The organism is Rahnella selenatireducens (assembly GCF_046449555.1).
Lineage (GTDB): Bacteria > Pseudomonadota > Gammaproteobacteria > Enterobacterales > Enterobacteriaceae > Rahnella > Rahnella selenatireducens.
On record NZ_JBKEZJ010000011.1, the window covers coordinates 133,271 to 150,988 of the forward strand.

At 53.1% G+C, this 17,718-nt stretch carries 16 protein-coding genes; 4 read left to right on the plus strand and 12 right to left on the minus strand.

What is annotated here, in order from left to right; genetic code table 11:
- Positions 1–445 precede the first annotated feature (445 nt).
- The 4 genes from uxaC (at position 446) to ACLBVC_RS18060 (ending at position 5,605) form a co-directional block, all read left to right on the plus strand.
- Complete coding sequence (uxaC, locus tag ACLBVC_RS18045) at positions 446–1,858, plus strand: glucuronate isomerase (RefSeq protein ID WP_410150751.1); 1,413 nt, start codon at positions 446–448, stop codon at positions 1,856–1,858.
- Between the two features lie 139 nt (positions 1,859–1,997).
- On the plus strand, positions 1,998–3,449 hold the full coding sequence (locus ACLBVC_RS18050) for a tagaturonate reductase (protein ID WP_410150752.1): 1,452 nt from the start codon (positions 1,998–2,000) through the stop codon (positions 3,447–3,449).
- Positions 3,450–3,459: 10 nt separating this feature from the next.
- Complete coding sequence (locus tag ACLBVC_RS18055; protein ID WP_410150753.1) at positions 3,460–4,950, plus strand: UxaA family hydrolase; 1,491 nt, start codon at positions 3,460–3,462, stop codon at positions 4,948–4,950.
- Positions 4,951–5,041: 91 nt separating this feature from the next.
- On the plus strand, positions 5,042–5,605 hold the full coding sequence (locus ACLBVC_RS18060; RefSeq protein ID WP_410150754.1) for a YgjV family protein: 564 nt from the start codon (positions 5,042–5,044) through the stop codon (positions 5,603–5,605).
- A 24-nt stretch (positions 5,606–5,629) separates the two neighbouring features.
- Here the strand turns inward: ACLBVC_RS18060 and ACLBVC_RS18065 are convergent, their stop codons facing one another.
- The 12 genes from ACLBVC_RS18065 to arcA form a co-directional block, all read right to left on the minus strand.
- Positions 5,630–6,361, minus strand: a complete 732-nt coding sequence (locus ACLBVC_RS18065; protein ID WP_410150755.1) for a peptidase — start codon at positions 6,359–6,361, stop codon at positions 5,630–5,632.
- A 30-nt stretch (positions 6,362–6,391) separates the two neighbouring features.
- Positions 6,392–7,186, minus strand: coding sequence for a transglutaminase family protein (locus ACLBVC_RS18070; protein ID WP_410150756.1), 795 nt, complete (start codon positions 7,184–7,186; stop codon positions 6,392–6,394).
- On the minus strand, positions 7,186–8,127 hold the full coding sequence (locus ACLBVC_RS18075; RefSeq protein WP_410150757.1) for an alpha-E domain-containing protein: 942 nt from the start codon (positions 8,125–8,127) through the stop codon (positions 7,186–7,188). The genes ACLBVC_RS18070 and ACLBVC_RS18075 overlap by 1 nt, the downstream gene beginning before the upstream one ends.
- The gene (locus ACLBVC_RS18080; protein ID WP_410150758.1) at positions 8,121–9,581 is read right to left on the minus strand and encodes a circularly permuted type 2 ATP-grasp protein; all 1,461 of its coding nucleotides are present in this window, start codon (positions 9,579–9,581) and stop codon (positions 8,121–8,123) included. The genes ACLBVC_RS18075 and ACLBVC_RS18080 overlap by 7 nt, the downstream gene beginning before the upstream one ends.
- A 300-nt stretch (positions 9,582–9,881) precedes the next feature.
- Positions 9,882–10,268, minus strand: coding sequence for a 2-iminobutanoate/2-iminopropanoate deaminase (gene ridA, locus ACLBVC_RS18085; protein WP_101075009.1), 387 nt, complete (start codon positions 10,266–10,268; stop codon positions 9,882–9,884).
- 53 nt (positions 10,269–10,321) lie between these two features.
- The gene (gene pyrI / locus ACLBVC_RS18090) at positions 10,322–10,786 is read right to left on the minus strand and encodes an aspartate carbamoyltransferase regulatory subunit (RefSeq protein ID WP_101075010.1); all 465 of its coding nucleotides are present in this window, start codon (positions 10,784–10,786) and stop codon (positions 10,322–10,324) included.
- A 13-nt stretch (positions 10,787–10,799) separates the two neighbouring features.
- The gene (pyrB, locus tag ACLBVC_RS18095; RefSeq protein ID WP_410150759.1) at positions 10,800–11,741 is read right to left on the minus strand and encodes an aspartate carbamoyltransferase; all 942 of its coding nucleotides are present in this window, start codon (positions 11,739–11,741) and stop codon (positions 10,800–10,802) included.
- Between the two features lie 276 nt (positions 11,742–12,017).
- Positions 12,018–12,524: an arginine repressor gene (locus ACLBVC_RS18100; RefSeq protein ID WP_410150760.1), complete on the minus strand. Its 507-nt coding sequence runs from the start codon at positions 12,522–12,524 to the stop codon at positions 12,018–12,020.
- Positions 12,525–12,586: 62 nt separating this feature from the next.
- Positions 12,587–13,990, minus strand: coding sequence for a YfcC family protein (locus tag ACLBVC_RS18105; protein WP_410150761.1), 1,404 nt, complete (start codon positions 13,988–13,990; stop codon positions 12,587–12,589).
- A 54-nt stretch (positions 13,991–14,044) separates the two neighbouring features.
- Positions 14,045–15,052, minus strand: a complete 1,008-nt coding sequence (argF, locus tag ACLBVC_RS18110) for an ornithine carbamoyltransferase (RefSeq protein WP_410150762.1) — start codon at positions 15,050–15,052, stop codon at positions 14,045–14,047.
- 24 nt (positions 15,053–15,076) lie between these two features.
- Complete coding sequence (gene arcC / locus ACLBVC_RS18115; RefSeq protein WP_410150763.1) at positions 15,077–15,988, minus strand: carbamate kinase; 912 nt, start codon at positions 15,986–15,988, stop codon at positions 15,077–15,079.
- 23 nt (positions 15,989–16,011) lie between these two features.
- A complete protein-coding gene (arcA, locus tag ACLBVC_RS18120; RefSeq protein ID WP_410150764.1) occupies positions 16,012–17,232 on the minus strand; it encodes an arginine deiminase in 1,221 nt (406 codons plus the stop codon).
- Between the last annotated feature and the right edge of the window lie 486 nt (positions 17,233–17,718).

The window sequence follows — 17,718 nt, forward strand, 5'->3', positions numbered from 1 at the left end:
TAACAACTTCACGAGGTGATCACATTTAGCCTGTACAGTTAACGACAGGTGTTCCGTCGTCGAAAAAATGGCTTTATTTGCACAATAAAACATCAGGAATGTCCGGATGTCGACAGGCGCAGGGCGGAAGATGGCCGAAAAGAGGCCAAAGTGTGAGATGCGCTAAAATGGGTTTTGTTACATTTGGTACGAAATAACTTGTCATACAGATTTAAAGTTTGAGTGATATCACAAAATGACACTCTGATTGTGAGGATAATAAGCACCCGTGGAGCAAGGCTTTAACGTTATTATTTTACAGAGAGTTAGTGAATTTAATGGGCCCCGAATTGCCTGCTTTTACCGGCACATACCCCTAAAAAGAGCTGGACGACAACCTGAATTGGTGTGATAACTTCGCACCATTGAGAGACAACTCTACAGATTTCATGATGAGGAACCTAAGATGGCGCAGTTTTTAACAGAAGACTTCCTTCTCGACACTGAATTCGCACGTCGCCTGTATCACGACTACGCGAAAGATGAGCCAATTTTCGACTACCACTGCCATTTGCCGCCTGAGCTGATTGCTCAGGACTACAAATTTAAAAACTTGTATGACATTTGGCTGAAAGGCGATCACTACAAATGGCGTGCGATGCGCACCAACGGTGTTCCTGAACGTATGTGTACTGGCGACGCCACTGACCGCGAGAAATTTGACGCGTGGGCCGCTACGGTTCCTCACACCATTGGTAATCCGCTTTACCACTGGACGCACCTTGAGCTGCGTCGTCCATTTGGCATTACCGGCAAATTGCTTTCCCCGGCCACCGCAGGCGAAATCTGGGAACGTGGTAATGAATTGCTGGCGCAGGACAACTTCTCTGCCCGCGGCATCATGAAACAGATGAACGTGAAAATGGTTGGTACAACCGATGACCCGATCGATTCTCTGGAACATCATAAAGCCGTCGCACAGGACACCCACTTTGATATCAAAGTGCTGCCAAGCTGGCGTCCGGACAAAGCCTTCAACATTGAAGCCGCCACGTTTGCTGACTACGTGAAGAAACTGGAAGCTGCGGCTGATGTTTCCATCACCCGTTTCAGCGATCTGCGTGATGCACTGAAAAAACGTATGGATCACTTCGCGGCACACGGCTGTAAAGTTTCTGACCACGCGCTGGACGTTGTGGTGTACGGCGAAGCGGATGACGCCACGCTGGACGGCATTTTGGCCCGCCGCCTGAACGGTGAAACGCCAACCACAGAAGAAATTGCCCAGTTCAAAACCGGTGTGTTGCTGTATCTGGCTTCTGAATATCAGCGTCGTGAATGGGTGCAGCAGTACCACATTGGTGCGCTGCGCAATAACAATACCCGCATGTTCCAGCTGATCGGCGCGGACGTTGGTTTCGACTCCATCAATGACCAGCCGCTGGCAGAACCGCTGTCCAAACTGCTCGGCGCGCAAGGTCTGGCCGGTGGCCTGCCGAAAACCATTCTGTACTGCCTGAACCCGCGTGATAACGAAGTAATCGGCACTATGGTCGGTAACTTCCAGGGCGAAGGGATGCCGGGCAAAATGCAGTTCGGCTCAGGCTGGTGGTTTAACGATCAGAAAGATGGCATGCAACGTCAGATGACGCAGCTCGCCAATTTGGGCTTGCTGAGCCGCTTCGTGGGGATGCTGACCGACAGTCGCAGTTTCCTGTCTTATACACGCCACGAATATTTCCGTCGCATCCTGTGCCAGATGATCGGCCACTGGGTAGAAGCGGGTGAAGCGCCAGGAGACATCGAACTGCTGGGCAGCATGGTGAGAAATATCTGTTTCGATAACGCCAAACAGTATTTCCAGATTGAACTGAACTAAAAGCACGACGGAGCGCAGATTCCTGCGCTCCAGATAAAACACATAAATAACAAACTATTATCCCAATAAAGAACGACGGCCACGGGACAAACTGATGTCCTCAAAGACCGGCGTCTAACCAAATTAAGGTGAATGTGAGATGCAAAGGTTAAATCGCCGTGACTTCCCAGGCCGTCAACATCCAGACAAAATTATCCAGTTCGGTGAAGGCAACTTTTTGCGGGCGTTTGTCGACTGGCAAATAGATTTGCTGAATGAACATACCGATTTGGATGCCGGTATCGTGGTCGTTCGCCCGATTGACACTGATTTCCCACCTTCACTGAGTACGCAGGATGGTCTGTACACCACGATCATCAGCGGCCTGAATGAGCAGGGTGAAACCGTGCGCGACACGCGCATCATTCGTTCCGTAAACCGCGAAATCAATATTTACCATCAGTTTGACGAATATCTGGCACTGGCACGCGACCCGAATATCCGCTTTGTGTTTTCGAACACCACCGAAGCGGGTATCAGCTATGTCGAAAGCGACAGCCTGAACGACGCGCCTCCGGCCAGCTTCCCGGCCAAACTGACGCGTCTGCTATTCGAACGCTTCACTCACTTCTCCGGTGCCGCTGATAAAGGCTGGGTTTTACTGCCGTGTGAACTGATTGATTACAACGGCGAAGCCCTGCAGGAACTGGTGCTGCGTTATGCACAGCAATGGGCATTACCGGCGTCGTTCACACAGTGGCTGGAAAACAGCAACACCTTCTGCTCGACGCTGGTTGACCGCATTGTGACAGGTTATCCGCGCAGCGAAATCGACAGTTTGCAGGAAGAACTCGGTTATCAGGACAGTTTTTTCGACAGCGCCGAACACTTCTATCTGTTCGTGATCCAGGGGCCCAAAAGCCTGGCGCAGGAACTGCGTCTGGACAAATTGCCGCTAAACATTCGTCTGGTTGACGACATCAAACCGTATAAAGAACGCAAAGTGGCGATCCTCAACGGTGCGCACACGGCGCTGGTGCCGGTGGCATTTCTGTCCGGGCTGAACACTGTCGGCGAATCGATGAATGACGCGCAAATCAGCCGCTTTGTAGAGCTGGCGATTGCCGAAGAGATTTCACCGGTTCTGGATCTTCCGCAGGATGAACTGACGTCATTTGCTCAGGCCGTTCTCAGCCGTTTTCGCAACCCGTTCATTCAGCATCAACTGTTGTCTATTGCGCTGAACGGCATGACCAAATACCGCACCCGTATTCTGCCGCAGCTGCTGGCGAGCCAGGAAAAGAATGGCATTCTGCCTCCGCGCCTGACTTTCGCACTGGCCGCATTACTGGCGTTTTACCGTGGCGAACGTCACGGCGAAATCTATCCGTTGCAGGACGATGCACATTGGCTGAGTCGTTTCTCCGAACTGTGGGCAAGCGTGCGCAGCGGTAACCTGCCGCTGGTCGGGCTGGTGGAAACCGTGCTCGCCGATGAAGAACACTGGGGACGGGATCTGAACACCGTGCCTGGCCTGACGGCAAAAATCACCGAACAACTGCAGGCGATTGAAGACCGTGGCATGCGCGATGCGCTGGCGGCTTACAGCTAAGAGAGCAACTATGCAAAGTATCATTCAAATTCATACTGCCGATAACGTCGCCGTTGCCCTTCGCGATATTGATGCCGGCGAGCAGGTCGATGCGGGCGGCTATACCGTGGTTCTGGCTCAGCCAGTCGTCCGTGGTCACAAGTTTGCCCTACGCCCGATCGCGGCCGGGGAAAACATTGTTAAATACGGTCTGCCGATTGGGCACGCGCTGACGGCGATTGAGCCGGGTGTGCATATACACTCACAAAACGGCAAAACCAATCTCAGCGATCTGGATCAGTACCAGTATCAGCCGGATTTCGCGACGCTGCCGGATCAAATGGCCGATCGCGAAGTGCAGATCTACCGTCGTAAAAACGGTCAGGTCGGGATCCGTAATGAAATTTGGTTGATCCCAACAGTGGGCTGCGTGAACGGCATTGCCCGCCAGATCCAGTCACGTTTTCTAAAAGAAACCAATGACGCTGAAGGTACCGACGGCGTCTTCCTGTTCACCCATCCGTTTGGCTGTTCGCAACTGGGCGATGACCACGTGAACACCCGCACTATGCTGCAAAATATGGTGCGCCATCCGAACGCGGGCGCTGTGCTGGTGATTGGTCTGGGTTGTGAAAACAATCAGGTGGACGTTTTCCGCGAAACGCTGGGTGAAGTTGACGAAGATCGCGTGCGTTTTATGACGCTGCAAAAATTTGACGACGAAGTGGAAGCCGGTCTGGAACGTCTGCGTGAACTGTATGCAGTTATGCGTGACGACAAACGTGAAACCGGCAAACTCAGTGAGCTGAAATTTGGTCTGGAATGTGGCGGTTCTGACGGCCTGTCTGGCATCACTGCGAACCCGCTGCTCGGGCGTTTCTCCGATTACGTGATCGCCAACGGCGGCACGTCTGTGCTGACCGAAGTACCGGAAATGTTCGGTGCGGAACGCATTCTGATGAGCCGCTGCCGCGATGAATTGACGTTTGAAAAGACCGTTCACATGGTCAACGATTTCAAACAATACTTCATCGAGCATAATCAGCCGATTTACGAGAACCCGTCTCCGGGTAACAAAGCGGGCGGTATCACCACGCTGGAAGAGAAATCGCTGGGCTGCACGCAGAAAGCAGGGCAAAGCCCGGTCATGGATGTGCTGAAATACGGTGAACGTCTGACGACGCCGGGCCTGAATCTGCTGAGTGCGCCGGGTAACGACGCCGTGGCAACCAGCGCGCTGGCCGGTGCCGGTTGTCATATGGTGCTGTTCAGTACCGGTCGCGGCACGCCTTACGGCGGTTTTGTGCCGACGGTAAAACTGGCGACTAACAGTGAACTGGCGACGAAAAAACCGCACTGGATAGACTTCGATGCAGGACGTCTGATCCACGATGTCAGCATGGAACAGCTGCTCGGTGAGTTTGTGGATCTGATCGTTGCGATCGCGAATGGCCGTAAAGCCAAAAACGAAATCAATGATTTCCGTGAACTGGCGATCTTTAAAAGCGGTGTCACATTGTAACGCTTGCGGATACTCGATAGAATGAAACGGCGTTTCAATTATGAGGCGCCGTTTGCTTTTCTACGCATCCTACGAATGAGATCTCCGAAAAATGACGTATTACTGGTTTGCCCAGTCAGTCGGTGTTCTGGCTTTTGTGGTCGGGATCACGATGTTTTTCAACCGAAGCGACCGTCGCTTTAAACAGCAGCTTTCCGCCTACAGCGCCATTATCGGCGTGCATTTCCTGATGATGGGAGCCGCACCGGCAGGCATGAGCGCCTTGCTGAACTCCCTGCGAACCCTGATTTCCCTGCGCACGCGCAATCAATGGATCATGGTGATTTTCATCGTCCTGACGCTGGTTCTCGGCCTGAGCCGCGCGCATCACTGGGTGGAATTATTGCCAGTCGGCGCAACGGTCGTCAGCACCTGGGCGCTGTTTCGCACCAGCGGGCTGACCACGCGCTGCATCATGTGGTGCTCGACCTGCTGCTGGGTATTCCACAACATCTGGCTCGGTTCGATAGGCGGGTCGCTTATCGAAGGCAGCTTCCTCATCATGAACGGTTTTAACATCATCCGCTTCCGCCGTTTACAGCTGCGCGGTATCGATCCGTTTGAGGTTGAGAAAAAGATCGTGAAGAAGATGGAAGAGAATAAAGCAGCGGAGTGAAGATTCACTCCGCCTGAAAAGTATTTACTCTTCCAGTTTCAGCGGTGGCAGCTGCGCAAAAATGCTCAACAGGCCTTCGCCCCAGCCTTTGCGGATCATGTCGAAATACGGATGGCTTTCGGTGATCCGGTGTTGCTGTGCGGTGCTGTAACTGTCTGTCGGATAGGTCATCACATCCAGCGGAAGACCGACGGAAAGATTACTGCGCAGCGTGGAATCCATCGAAATCAGCGCGCATTGCATTGCCTGATCCAGCGGCGTTTCGAAGTTCAGCACGCGATCAATAATCGGTTTTCCGTACTTGCTTTCGCCAATCTGGAAATACGGCGTATCGTGCGTGGCCTCGATGAAATTCCCCTGCGGATAAACATGGAATAACCGCAAACCTTCGCCTTTTATCTGGCCACCCAGCAGCAAGTTGCAGCTGAAATCCGTGTTCCCACCTTGGTTCGCACCGCTGTCGCGGGCGATGACTTCGCGAACCGTTTCACCCAGCAGGCTCGCGGCGTCATACATGGATTTTACGTTGAGCAGGTTTTCCCGCTCATCGTCCAGACAGCGCCGGTGCAGCAGGCTGATAATGCTCTGTGTGGTTGCCAGATTACCGGCGCTCTGGATCATCAGCACGCGTTCATCGCTTTGATGAAAAACGTGCAGTTTGCGGAAGGTGGAAATATGGTCCACTCCGGCGTTGGTGCGCGAGTCTGAAACAAACACCAGGCCAGAGGACAAGCGCATGGCCACACAGTAAGTCATAGAAAAATCTTCCTATTCAAATGGCTAGGATTATTGCGGAACGTCAAGCATGGCAACGGCCGCGACAGTGCGCATGTCCTCGCTTCCTCCACCTAACCGGATACCGCGGACCGGGCACGCATCAAGATAATCTATGCCGATAGCCAGTTTCAAATGCTGATTTGGTTTGCAGGTATTGTTGGTGACATCAAAGCTCTGCCAGCGGTCATCCAGCCACGCTTCCGCCCAGGCGTGCATCGCAACGTGCGTCGAATCTTCTGAGTACAGATACCCGCTGACGTAACGTGCCGGGATCCCAAGACTGCGGCAGCAGGCAAGGAAAACGTGAGTATGATCCTGACACACGCCCTGTTGTGCGGAAAACGCCTGCGATGCGCTGTCTTTCACCGTGGTGGTGCCGGGGCTGTAAGGCATTTTCAGCAGTAATTCGCCCATCAGATTACACAGACTTTCATGCTGATCCTGCGCACGATAATAGCGGTTGGCGAAATCACGTATCGCACCGTCAGCCTGTGTCAGCGGGCTGGTGCGCAAAAACACCAGCGGCGATAAATGCCCGCAATTATCGTCTTCTGTGTTGTCTTCAATTTCGACCACGCCGTTGGCTTCGATAGTGATTGCCTGATGCGGCTGATCCAGCGTCAGCACATGTAACACGTTGCCGTAAGCGTCGAGTGTGCGGGTGGCATATTCCGGCAGCGTCAGATCCCATGAAAGGATTTTCTGATGGCTGGAATCCTGCGGCGTCAGGCGCAGATATTGCGTACTGTGTTTGACCTGTTGCGCATAGGTGTAATGTGTCTGATGACTGACATTGAGTTTCATTATTGTGCCTCCAGATAGGTTTGATGAATGCTCTCAGCGATGGCGTTGGTCTGGTCAAGAAACTGCATTAACCAGGGGCTGAGGCCCATTTCGACTATCTCGTCCATTTCGGTGAAGCGGAGCTGAGCATGCAGGGTATGAACGCGGCGACGCGGCAAATTTCCCGCTGACCCGCCGATTTCCTCCAGCTGTTCGGCCATGATTTCTACGCAGGACAACAGGGATCGTGGCAGTTCGCGGCGCAGTATCAGCAGTTCGGCAATGCGTTTCTGGCTAAGCTGCTGCTTGTAGAGCGTATGGAATGCTTCGCGGGCACTGACGGCGCGTAATAGCGTATCCATCCGGTAGTACTCGCGCACCGGATCTTCATCGGCATTGAGCAATTGATTCTTGGCGTCCAGTAACCTGGCGGTGCTGTCAGCGCGTTCGAGCATAGTTCCAAGGCGGATAAAATTCAGCGCGTCGCTGCGCAGCAAGGTGCCAAACATCGCGCCACGGAACAGATGTGAGCGCTCCTTCACCCAGTCGAAGAAGGAATCCGCGCCCGCAGAGCCGACACCCTGGCGGCGGATCAGTTTCATCTCAATCCAGGTGGCGTTAATGCTTTCCCACACTTCGGAAGACAGACTGCCGCGCACCGCATGGGCATTATTCCAGGCCATTTGCAAACAGCTGAAAATGCTGCTGTGGTTGAAACTGTCCAGCGCGAAGAAGTTGAGCAGATTGCCCATCGTTTCCTGCGGATAGTGTTCGTTGAATAATGTGCGGGTGCCGGTCATTGTCAGCGGAACCAGCAAATCGTTATTCTCATCGCGGGCGTGAACATCACGAATCGACATCAGTGAAAGTTTGTTGGTCACGTCCAGCAGGCGTGCGATATTCTCGGCGCGTTCCAGATAACGTGCCATCCAGTACAGTTCGCTGGCTGTTCTGCTTAGCATGCGTCACCCTCCGTCGGAACTTCCGACTCTTCTTCCAGTACCCAGGTATCTTTGGTGCCACCGCCCTGAGATGAGTTCACCACCAGCGAGCCTTCCGCCAGCGCCACGCGGGTTAAGCCGCCCGGTACCAGACGGATTTCAGCGCCGGTCAGCGCAAAAGGCCGTAAATCGATATGCCGCGGAGCAAGACCGTTTTCCACAAACGTCGGGCAGGTTGAGAGCGCCAGCGTTTCCTGTGCGATGTAGTTTTCGGGCCGCGTTTTCAGCAGCTGGCGGAAGCGTTCGATTTCAGCCTTGCTGGCGGTCGGGCCGATCAACATACCGTAACCGCCTGCGCCGTGGACCTCTTTCACCACCATTTTTTCCAGATTCGCCAGCACAAACGACAGATCAGATTCCTTACGACATTGCCAGGTCGGCACGTTGTTCAGTATCGGGTCTTCGGCCAGATAGTAGCGGATCATCTCCGGTACATACGGATAGATGGATTTGTCATCGGCGACGCCGGTGCCAATTGCATTCGCCAGCACAACACCACCGGCGCGATAAACCGACAGCAGGCCGGGCACGCCGAGCATTGAATCCGCGCGGAACGCCAGCGGATCGAGGAATGCGTCGTCGATACGGCGGTAGATCACATCGATTTTGCACGGGCCCGCAGTTGTGCGCATAAACACCGCGCCGTCTTTCACGAATAAATCGACGCTTTCTACCAGTTCCACGCCCATTTGCTGCGCGAGGAAACTGTGTTCGAAATACGCACTGTTAAAGCGGCCGGGCGTCAGAACTACCACCGTCGGATCATTCACCGTGGTGCTTTCCCGCAGGGTTTGCAGCAGATGGGAAGGGTAGCGGGAAACCGGCGCAATGCGCTGTTCTGCAAAAAGTTCAGGGTATAACCGCATCATCATTTTGCGGTTTTCCATCATGTAAGAAACGCCGGACGGTGTGCGCAGGTTATCTTCAAGCACGTAATATTCGCCGTCGCCGCCCCGCACCATATCGGTACCGGCGATATGCGCGTACGTATCCCGGTGAAGATCGATGCCCTGCATACAAGGCTGATACTGATCGTTTGCCAGAACCTGTTCGGCAGGAACGATCCCCGCTTTCAGTATTTTTTGATCGTGATAGATATCGTGCAGAAAAGCATTCAGCGCCTGAACGCGCTGACGAATACCGCGATCGAGCATTTGCCATTCGCTGGCCGGGATGATCCGCGGAACGCTGTCGAACGGGATCAGCCGCTCCGCGCCATCATCTTCGCCGTAAACATTAAAGGTAATCCCCACCCGGTGGAATAACAGCGCCGCTTCCTCTTTTTTGCGCTGAACCGCCTGTTGATCGGCTTGCTGCAACCATTGCCAGTAGGCCTGATAATGGCTGCGGTGCGTCCCGTCAGCCATTAACATCTCATCAAAAAAGGGTGAATCGGAAAGGTCAATCTTGATCATCATCACCTCACAAACTGGACAGGCCGCAATTGAATCGTTCAATAACAATGAAGATCAGGCATAAAGTGTGCCAGCGTGCAAAACCTGCTGAAAATCAGGGGAAAATAGCCCGGACTGCCCCATTTCGGTGCGGTGGTATTTTGGATTGGGTGAAAAGAGGGCAAAAATGATCGGGCTACCGTAAGTATGGTCGCTGATGAAGCAACCGCCACCGGCGGCAGAAAAACATAAGAAACCGGAACGGACAGGCGAAAAAAAACCAGCCCGGAGGCTGGTCTGTACGAAGTCCGGCTGGCGCGATTAACGGCGGACGGCGATGGCTTCGATTTCGATTTTCACGTCTTTTGGCAGGCGGGCAACTTCAACGCATGAACGGGCCGGGAAAGGCGCTTTGTGCTCGGTGAAGAAAGCTTCGTACGTGGCGTTAACGGTGGCGAAGTCGTTCAGATCTTTCACGAAAACGGTGGTTTTCACGATGTCTGACACTTTCAGGCCAGCGGCTTCAACGATCGCCTGGACGTTTTCGAGAGACTGACGCGCCTGAGCGGCGATGTCGTCGGCCACGGCACCGGTTTTAGGATCAACAGGGATCTGGCCTGAAGTGATGATCATGCTGCCCAGATCCACGCCCTGAACATAAGGACCGATTGCGGCTGGTGCGTTTTCAGTACTGATTTCGCGGGACATAATGTCTCCTGATTTTGGGTTATGGGTAAAAATCTGGTCGCCAGTATACCTGCTCAGTCGTTGTTGAGCACAACCTGATGTTCGAACTCTTTCTCACAATATTTGCATTTCAGATGAACGCCATCTGCACGCTGTTTCACCGCAAAGCTGGAATCCACCGGTTCAAAACGGCTGATGCAGTTGCCGTTCGGGCAGCGTAAAACCCCGATAATGCGGTCCGGCAAAGTCGGCATCAGCTTCTTCACGACTTCATAATTATCAATGCGGTTCACCGTGGCGCGCGGAGCATACACCGCCAGCTGATTAACCTGCTCGTCGGTCAGGAAGGTATTTTCGATTTTGATAATGTCTTTGCGGCCAAGTTCGCCGGAAGGCAAATTCAGGCCGACGGTAACGCGTTGTTCTGTCTGCGTAAATTTAAACAGTGACAGCAGTTTAAAGCCGACCTGCGCCGGAATATGGTCGATTACCGTACCGCATTTAATGGCTTCAACCTGAAGTTTATTGTCGTGAGTCATGATCGTTTTCTCCTCAAGCTGACTGTGCAGTCTCTGCGTTCAACACCAGCGCCAGCAAAGCCTGACGCGCAAAAATCCCGTTACCGGCCTGCTGGAAATACCAGGCGTATGGCGTTTTATCGACATCTGGCGTGATTTCGTCGATGCGTGGCAGCGGGTGCAGGACTTTCAGGTGTGACTGAGCGCCGTTCAGATCCGCCGCGCGCAGGACAAACTGCGCTTTGACGTTGGCGTATTCAGACGGGTCCAGACGCTCTTTCTGTACGCGGGTCATGTACAGAATGTCGATTTCCGGCACGACTTCATCGATGCTGCTGTGCAGGCTGTATTCGATGCCTTTCTCTTCCAGCAGCGCCAGGATATAGCCCGGCATGGCGAGTGCGTCGGGGGCGATAAAGTAGAAGCGGTTGCCGTTAAATTTCGCCAGCGCCTGCGCCAGAGAGTGAACGGTACGGCCATATTTCAGGTCGCCGACCATCGCAATTTTGATGTTATCAAGACGTCCCTGCGTTTCCTGAATGGTGAATAAATCCAGCAAGGTTTGCGTCGGGTGCTGGTTCGCGCCGTCACCGGCGTTGAGAACAGGAATGCCGCCGGAGAATTCCGTCGCCAGACGCGCCGCGCCTTCCTGCGGATGGCGCATCACGATGGCATCCACGTAAGTGCTAATCACCGAAATGGTATCGGCCAGCGTTTCGCCTTTTTTGCCGAGCGACGTATTGCTGCTGTCAGAAAAACCGACGACGGAAGCCCCGAGACGATGCATAGACGTCTCAAACGACAGGCGCGTACGGGTTGAGGCTTCGAAGAAACAACTGGCGATCACTTTGTGTTTCAACAATTCCGGTTGCGGATCCGCTTTCAGGCTGGCTGCGGTGTCGAGCACCAGCTCCAGCTCCTCGCGGCTGAGATCGTTGATAGAAATGATGTCTTTTTGATATAGCGGGTTAGCCATAGTCATTCTCCTGTTTCTTTGTTCTTAAAAGAAATGCGCTCAAAAACCGATGTTCTTAAATTCTGGACAAAAAAAAGCCCCTTCAACGAGGGGCTTTAAGTTGATCGCTTCCAGCTGATCAATACTGCAACGGAAGAACAACGGCAGCGGGCTGCCTGATAGCACGGTGTTTGGTCGATCATCTGAGCACAAAACGTGGCAATTGTTCATAGGTTCTCCCGGCAAATTGTGGCGCATTATACGCGCGTCACCGGCGACATCAAGCGGAAAAATAGCCTAAGGCAAACGGTTGCTGTTCAGGTTTCCTGCGACCATCAGCACCTGCCGGATTAACTGACAAACCTGCACGATCTCGCGGGTTTCCCGTGGCGCGACAAAGACTGCCGTGCTGGAGGCGATAACGCCAAGTACTTCGTGCAGTCCCTGATGATCAATGATTTTTCCGACCGCTCGCCCGTAGCCGGACAACACATGCACAATGACGAACTGCGGGTTGTAATCCACGCTGGTGACCATTTCCGTGACTGGGCGAAGGGCATCGGGAACCGGCTGAAATTGCTCATTAAGCGCGTACATTTTTTTGCCTTTGGCATTCTGGATTTTCACCACGCCCAGCGTTTTCAGCAGCCGCGAGACTGTGGACTGGCTAATATTCCGATATCCTGCACGCTGAAACTCCCGGCGCAACGCTTCCTGCGAGGCAAAACTTTTGCTGGCGATCAGCCGGTGACACAAGATCAATTGCTCGTGTTCTTTTTCAAGTGCAGACAACGTTCTTTTCATGGTCATATTCCCTGATAAATAAAGGACGTCAACATGGCAAAAAAATCATCTTCAACAAAGGGTTAAAATAAAGAACCCAGACTCAGCGCCAGCATAAGTAACACCAGCAAAATCCCGAGCAAAGGCGCAACCCATTTCAGCCAGCGGACATACGGCACGCGCGCAATGGCCAGACCGCCCATGACGACCGCCGAAGTGGGCGTCACCAGATTCACCAGGCCGGAAGCCGACTGATAAGCGGTGACCACCAGTTCACGACCGATGTGCGCAAAATCGGCCAGCGGTGCCATGATGGGCATGGTCATCACGGCCAGACCCGATGATGAAGGCACCAGGAACGACAGCACGACTTCGAGCAAAAACATCACGTTGATGAACACCACATTGGATAAACCGGAAACGATGTTTTCGGCGCTGTGCAAAATGGTGTGCGTGATCATGCCGTTATCCATCACGACCACGATGCCGCGGGCAATCCCGATGATCAGCGCCACGCCGAGCAGATCGCGTGCGCCGTCAATGAAGGTGGTGGTCAGTTCGGTTTCGCTCATCCGGGCGATTAACCCGACAAGGATGGCAGCGGCAAGAAAGACACCCGAAATTTCGCCCATCCACCAGCCTTTGACCGAAACGCCGTAAATCATCACCACAAAGGCCAGCGCGAAGATCGCCAGAACGGTTTTTCTCACGCCGGTAAACGGCAGTTGTTCTTCACGGCGATTGCCAAGAAAGTGCGCCCGGTTTGAGTCCCACTGGTCGGCGACGATCGAAAGCGACGGATCCCGGCGAACTTCACGGGCGTAACGCATCACCCAGACCACGCAAATTAACCAGCCAACCACCAGAATGACCACGCGCAGGCCGATGCCGCTGGTAAAAGGAATACCGGCAGCATTAGCGGCGATCACGGTGGCAAAAGGATTAATGGTGGAACCGAGCGTTCCGATACCTGCACCGAGCAGAACCGTTGCCGCGGCCACCAGCGGGTCGAAACGGGCGGCCATCATGACCGGCACCAGCAGGGTGTAAAACGGCAGGGATTCTTCGGCCATGCCATAAATGGTGCCCCCGGCGGCAAACAGCGCCATCAGGATCGGGATCATCCACTCTTCTTTACCGCGCAGGCGATAAGTCACCCGTTCAATCCCGGCATCAATAGCACCGGTTTTGGTCACCACGCCAAGAAAACCGCCGATGATCAGGATAAACAACGCGACGTCGATAGCGCCCGCCTGCCCGGTGACGTGGTTGTACAAGCCATCAATGGGGGCCAGAAAGATATCGATAATCCCCTGAGGATTACCGGCAACGGCATGATAAGTGCCGGAGACCGGGACTTCTTTCCCCAGCCCGGCGTTCATCGCCATGTTGTATTCACCGGCGGGGATAATCCAGCTCAGGCCCGCGACGACAGCGATAAGAATAAAAAGAATGGTGTAGGCGGAAGGAAATTTGAATGTACGCATCAACATAATCCTTAAAAAGGCGTGAAGACCTCAGGCGGCCTTCACGCAAAAAATTCAGGCATCGCCCAGAGTGGCCACCATGACCGCTTTTATGGTGTGCATACGGTTCTCGGCCTCATCGAACACAATGGAATGTGCCGACTCGAAAACGTCATCCGTCACTTCCAGCCCTTTCATGCCATAGGCGATTTCCAGCTCTTTTCCGAGGGTGGTTTCTTCGTTGTGAAACGCCGGCAGACAGTGCATGAATTTCACATCAGGATTGCCGGTGGCCTTGATGACTGCGGCGTTGACCTGATACGGCGTCATCAGGCTGATGCGTTCCGCCCAGGCAGATTTGGCTTCGCCCATCGAAACCCAGACATCGGTATAGAGGAAATCCACGCCTTTCACGCCTTCATCGACGTGTTCAGTCAGCAAAATGCGGGCACCGGTGGTTTCGGCGATTTTCCGGCACTGGCTGACCAGCGCGGCTTCTGGCCAGAAGGATTTCGGTGCAACCAGGCGAATGTCCATGCCCATTTTGGCGGCACCGACCATCAGCGAATTGCCCATGTTGTTTCGCGCATCGCCGAGATAGGCAAAGCTTAATTCGTCGAGTTGTTTTCCCGGCGCGTGTTCGAGCATGGTCATCAGGTCTGCGAGAATCTGTGTGGGATGGAATTCATCCGTCAGCCCGTTCCAGACCGGGACGCCGGAAAACTCGGCCAACTCTTCAACAATCCTTTGCGCAAAACCCCGGTATTCAATGCCATCGTACATCCGGCCCAGCACGCGGGCGGTGTCTTTCATCGACTCTTTATGACCGATCTGGCTACCGCTCGGGCCGAGATACGTCACTTTTGCTCCCTGATCGAAGGCCGCTACTTCAAACGCGCAACGGGTTCGCGTGGACGTTTTTTCGAAAATCAGCGCGATATTCTTGCCGAGTAACTGTTGCTGTTCCCGGCCACTGTTTTTGTACGTTTTCAGGGTAAAAGCGAGATTAATCAGTTGCTGGATTTCTTCAGGGGTCAAATCCAGAAGCTTAAGAAAATGACGATTTTTTAAGGTGTTATGCATGGAGTTATTCCTTTTATGAAGTCATTACGACGCACGAATACAAGTGCCTTTCAGGCCAGCGAGGATCGCTTCGCCATCGGTCAGTGCGCCGATTCCGGCCAGCCCGTGGCAGGCATCGACAAACTGGCAGGCTGCGGTGATTTTCGGACCCATTGACCCGGCATCGAAGGTCATTCCGGCCAGATCGCGCGTGGTGGTTTGGTGAAGCGGGCGTTGTGTCGGCTTTCCCCAGTCGAGGTAAACCGCATCAGCATCGGTGAGGATCAGGAGCGCATCGGCGTGCAATTGCCGGGCGAGCAGGGCGGCGGAGAGATCTTTATCAATGACCGCCTCTGCGCCTTCCAGCCGGTCAGCGGTTTTGCAAACGGGAACACCGCCCCCGCCGTTGCAAATCACCAGATGCCCGTCTTTGAGCAGGGTGTTGATCGCGTCGGTTTCGATAATGCTCAGCGGTTGCGGAGAGGCTACGACGCGGCGGAAATGCTGCCCGTCGGCTTTCATCGCCCAGCCTTTCTCTGCGGCCAGCGCAGCAGATTGTTCGCGGGTGTAAACCGGGCCAATATATTTCGTTGGATGATTAAAAGCCGGATCAAGCGGGCTGATTTCCACCTGTGTGAGCAGCGTGCAAACGCGGATTTCCGGCAGGCAATTTTTCAATGCCTGTTGCAGGAGATAACCGATCATTCCCTGCGTCTGGGCGACCAATATATCCAGCGGATACGGTGAAACAGCGGTATAAGCACTGTTTTGCAGCGCCAGTAATCCGACCTGCGGTCCGTTGCCATGAACCAGCACAACACGCCATTGCTGGCACAGCGCACTGAGGGTTTCTGCCGCCTGCTGGATATTATTCCGCTGAATACTGGCTTCCAAAGGTTCGCCGCGACGCAGCAATGCGTTGCCGCCCAGTGCGACGACCAGTGTGGGTTTTGTCATGGTATTTTTCCCGGTGTTTGTATTCAGATGCCGTCGCGTTCAAGCGGGCAACTCATGCAGCGAGCGCCGCCGCGGCCACGCCCCAGTTCGTCTCCGGGAATGGGCAACACGGTGATCCCGGCTTTGTCGTATTTTTCGTTGGTCCACGTATTGCGCTCATAGCCAATCACGACGCCTGGACGTACGGTCAATACGTTGTTGGCGTCATTCCACTGTTCGCGTTCGGCTTCAAAACTGTCACCACCGGTGGTGATCAGCTTCACTTCATCCAGCCCCAGTGCTTTTTCGATGGCTTTCAGGAAATGCGGCTCCTCCTGACGGCGCAGGCCTCCGCGACCGTCATCAGTCAGCGTCCAGCACTGTGTGGTGTCGCGCACGACTTCGGGATAAACCGAGAAAGTGTCAATATCGATGTGAGTCATGACGGTGTCGAGATGCATGCAGGCGCGGTGTTTCGGTAATTCCAGCGCGATAACTTTGGTCGCCTGCTGATGTTTAAATAGCGAGCGGGCGAGGAACTCAACGCCTTGTGGCGTGGTTCTTTCTGACATCCCGATTAATACTGCGCCGCGACCTATGACCAGTACATCGCCGCCTTCCAGCGTGGCGTGGTCATAATTGAAATCATCATCACCAAAATAAGTAATAAATTCGTTATCGCTGAATAACGGATGCCAGCGATATATGGCGCGCAGATTATTGGTTTCACGTTTTCTCGCCGCCTTGGCCATCGGGTTGACGGAAACGCCGTTATATATCCAGCAGGAAGTGTCGCGGGTGAATAAGTGATTCGGCAGTGGCTTAATAATGAAGTCATTCGCCGCGTGAGTATCAACGACCATATTATGAATCGTTGAGGGGATTTCGTTATACGTTAATCCGCCGCTCATAAAACGCGCCGTTTGCCGGTGTGGCTGGTCGGCCAACCAGCCACGTATTTCTGCGGCGAACTGTGGCCCCAGGCGATAGTCGGAGATCTGCATATTCAGCAGCCAGTCTTTGGCCTCATGGTTATCCAGCGTCTCGGTCAGTAAGTCGGTCAGAAGCAGAACTTCCACCCCTTGCTGGCGCAAGGTCTGGCTAAAAAAATCATGTTCTTTACCGGCTCTCTCAACGGAAAGCACGTCATCAAATAAGAGTTCCTGGCAATTCGAAGGAGTTAAGCGCTGCAAGCTTAAATTAGGTCGATGCAGCATCACGCTGCGTAGCTGACCTATTTCAGAACCAACATAATGCCTTTTCATATTTATTCCTTTTTGTGAAAAAAAGTAACCTGATGAATATTTCAGACAAAAAGAATTACTGGTGAATAATTAATTTTATTCAACCGGAGGTTCGTCTCGTCTGGAACGAAATGAATAATATTCTGCTGAAGCATTTAAGATGTGATTTTGGTCGCATCAAAATAAATGAATGCCATGAAGTGATAATTAATTGATGACAGTCATTGTTTGTTTTATTAGTCAGTAATCAGTTATGAATAAATAACGCCTGAGCGGATTAATTATTTTCCCAGTAAGTGAAATGACTGGTTGGTGTAATATCTGTTCAGTTGTAATGCATTGAAATTAATGGATTTAAATTTATTTTCGCATAGGAATGGGATTTGTTTGAATAAAAATCCTAATAGAGGGGAATAACATAAATAATTATGGTGTTTTTAAGCAATTTATCCTGTTTATCGTTTTGTGACCCGCAGAAGAGTTTTTGAAAATAGCGTTTCAGACCAG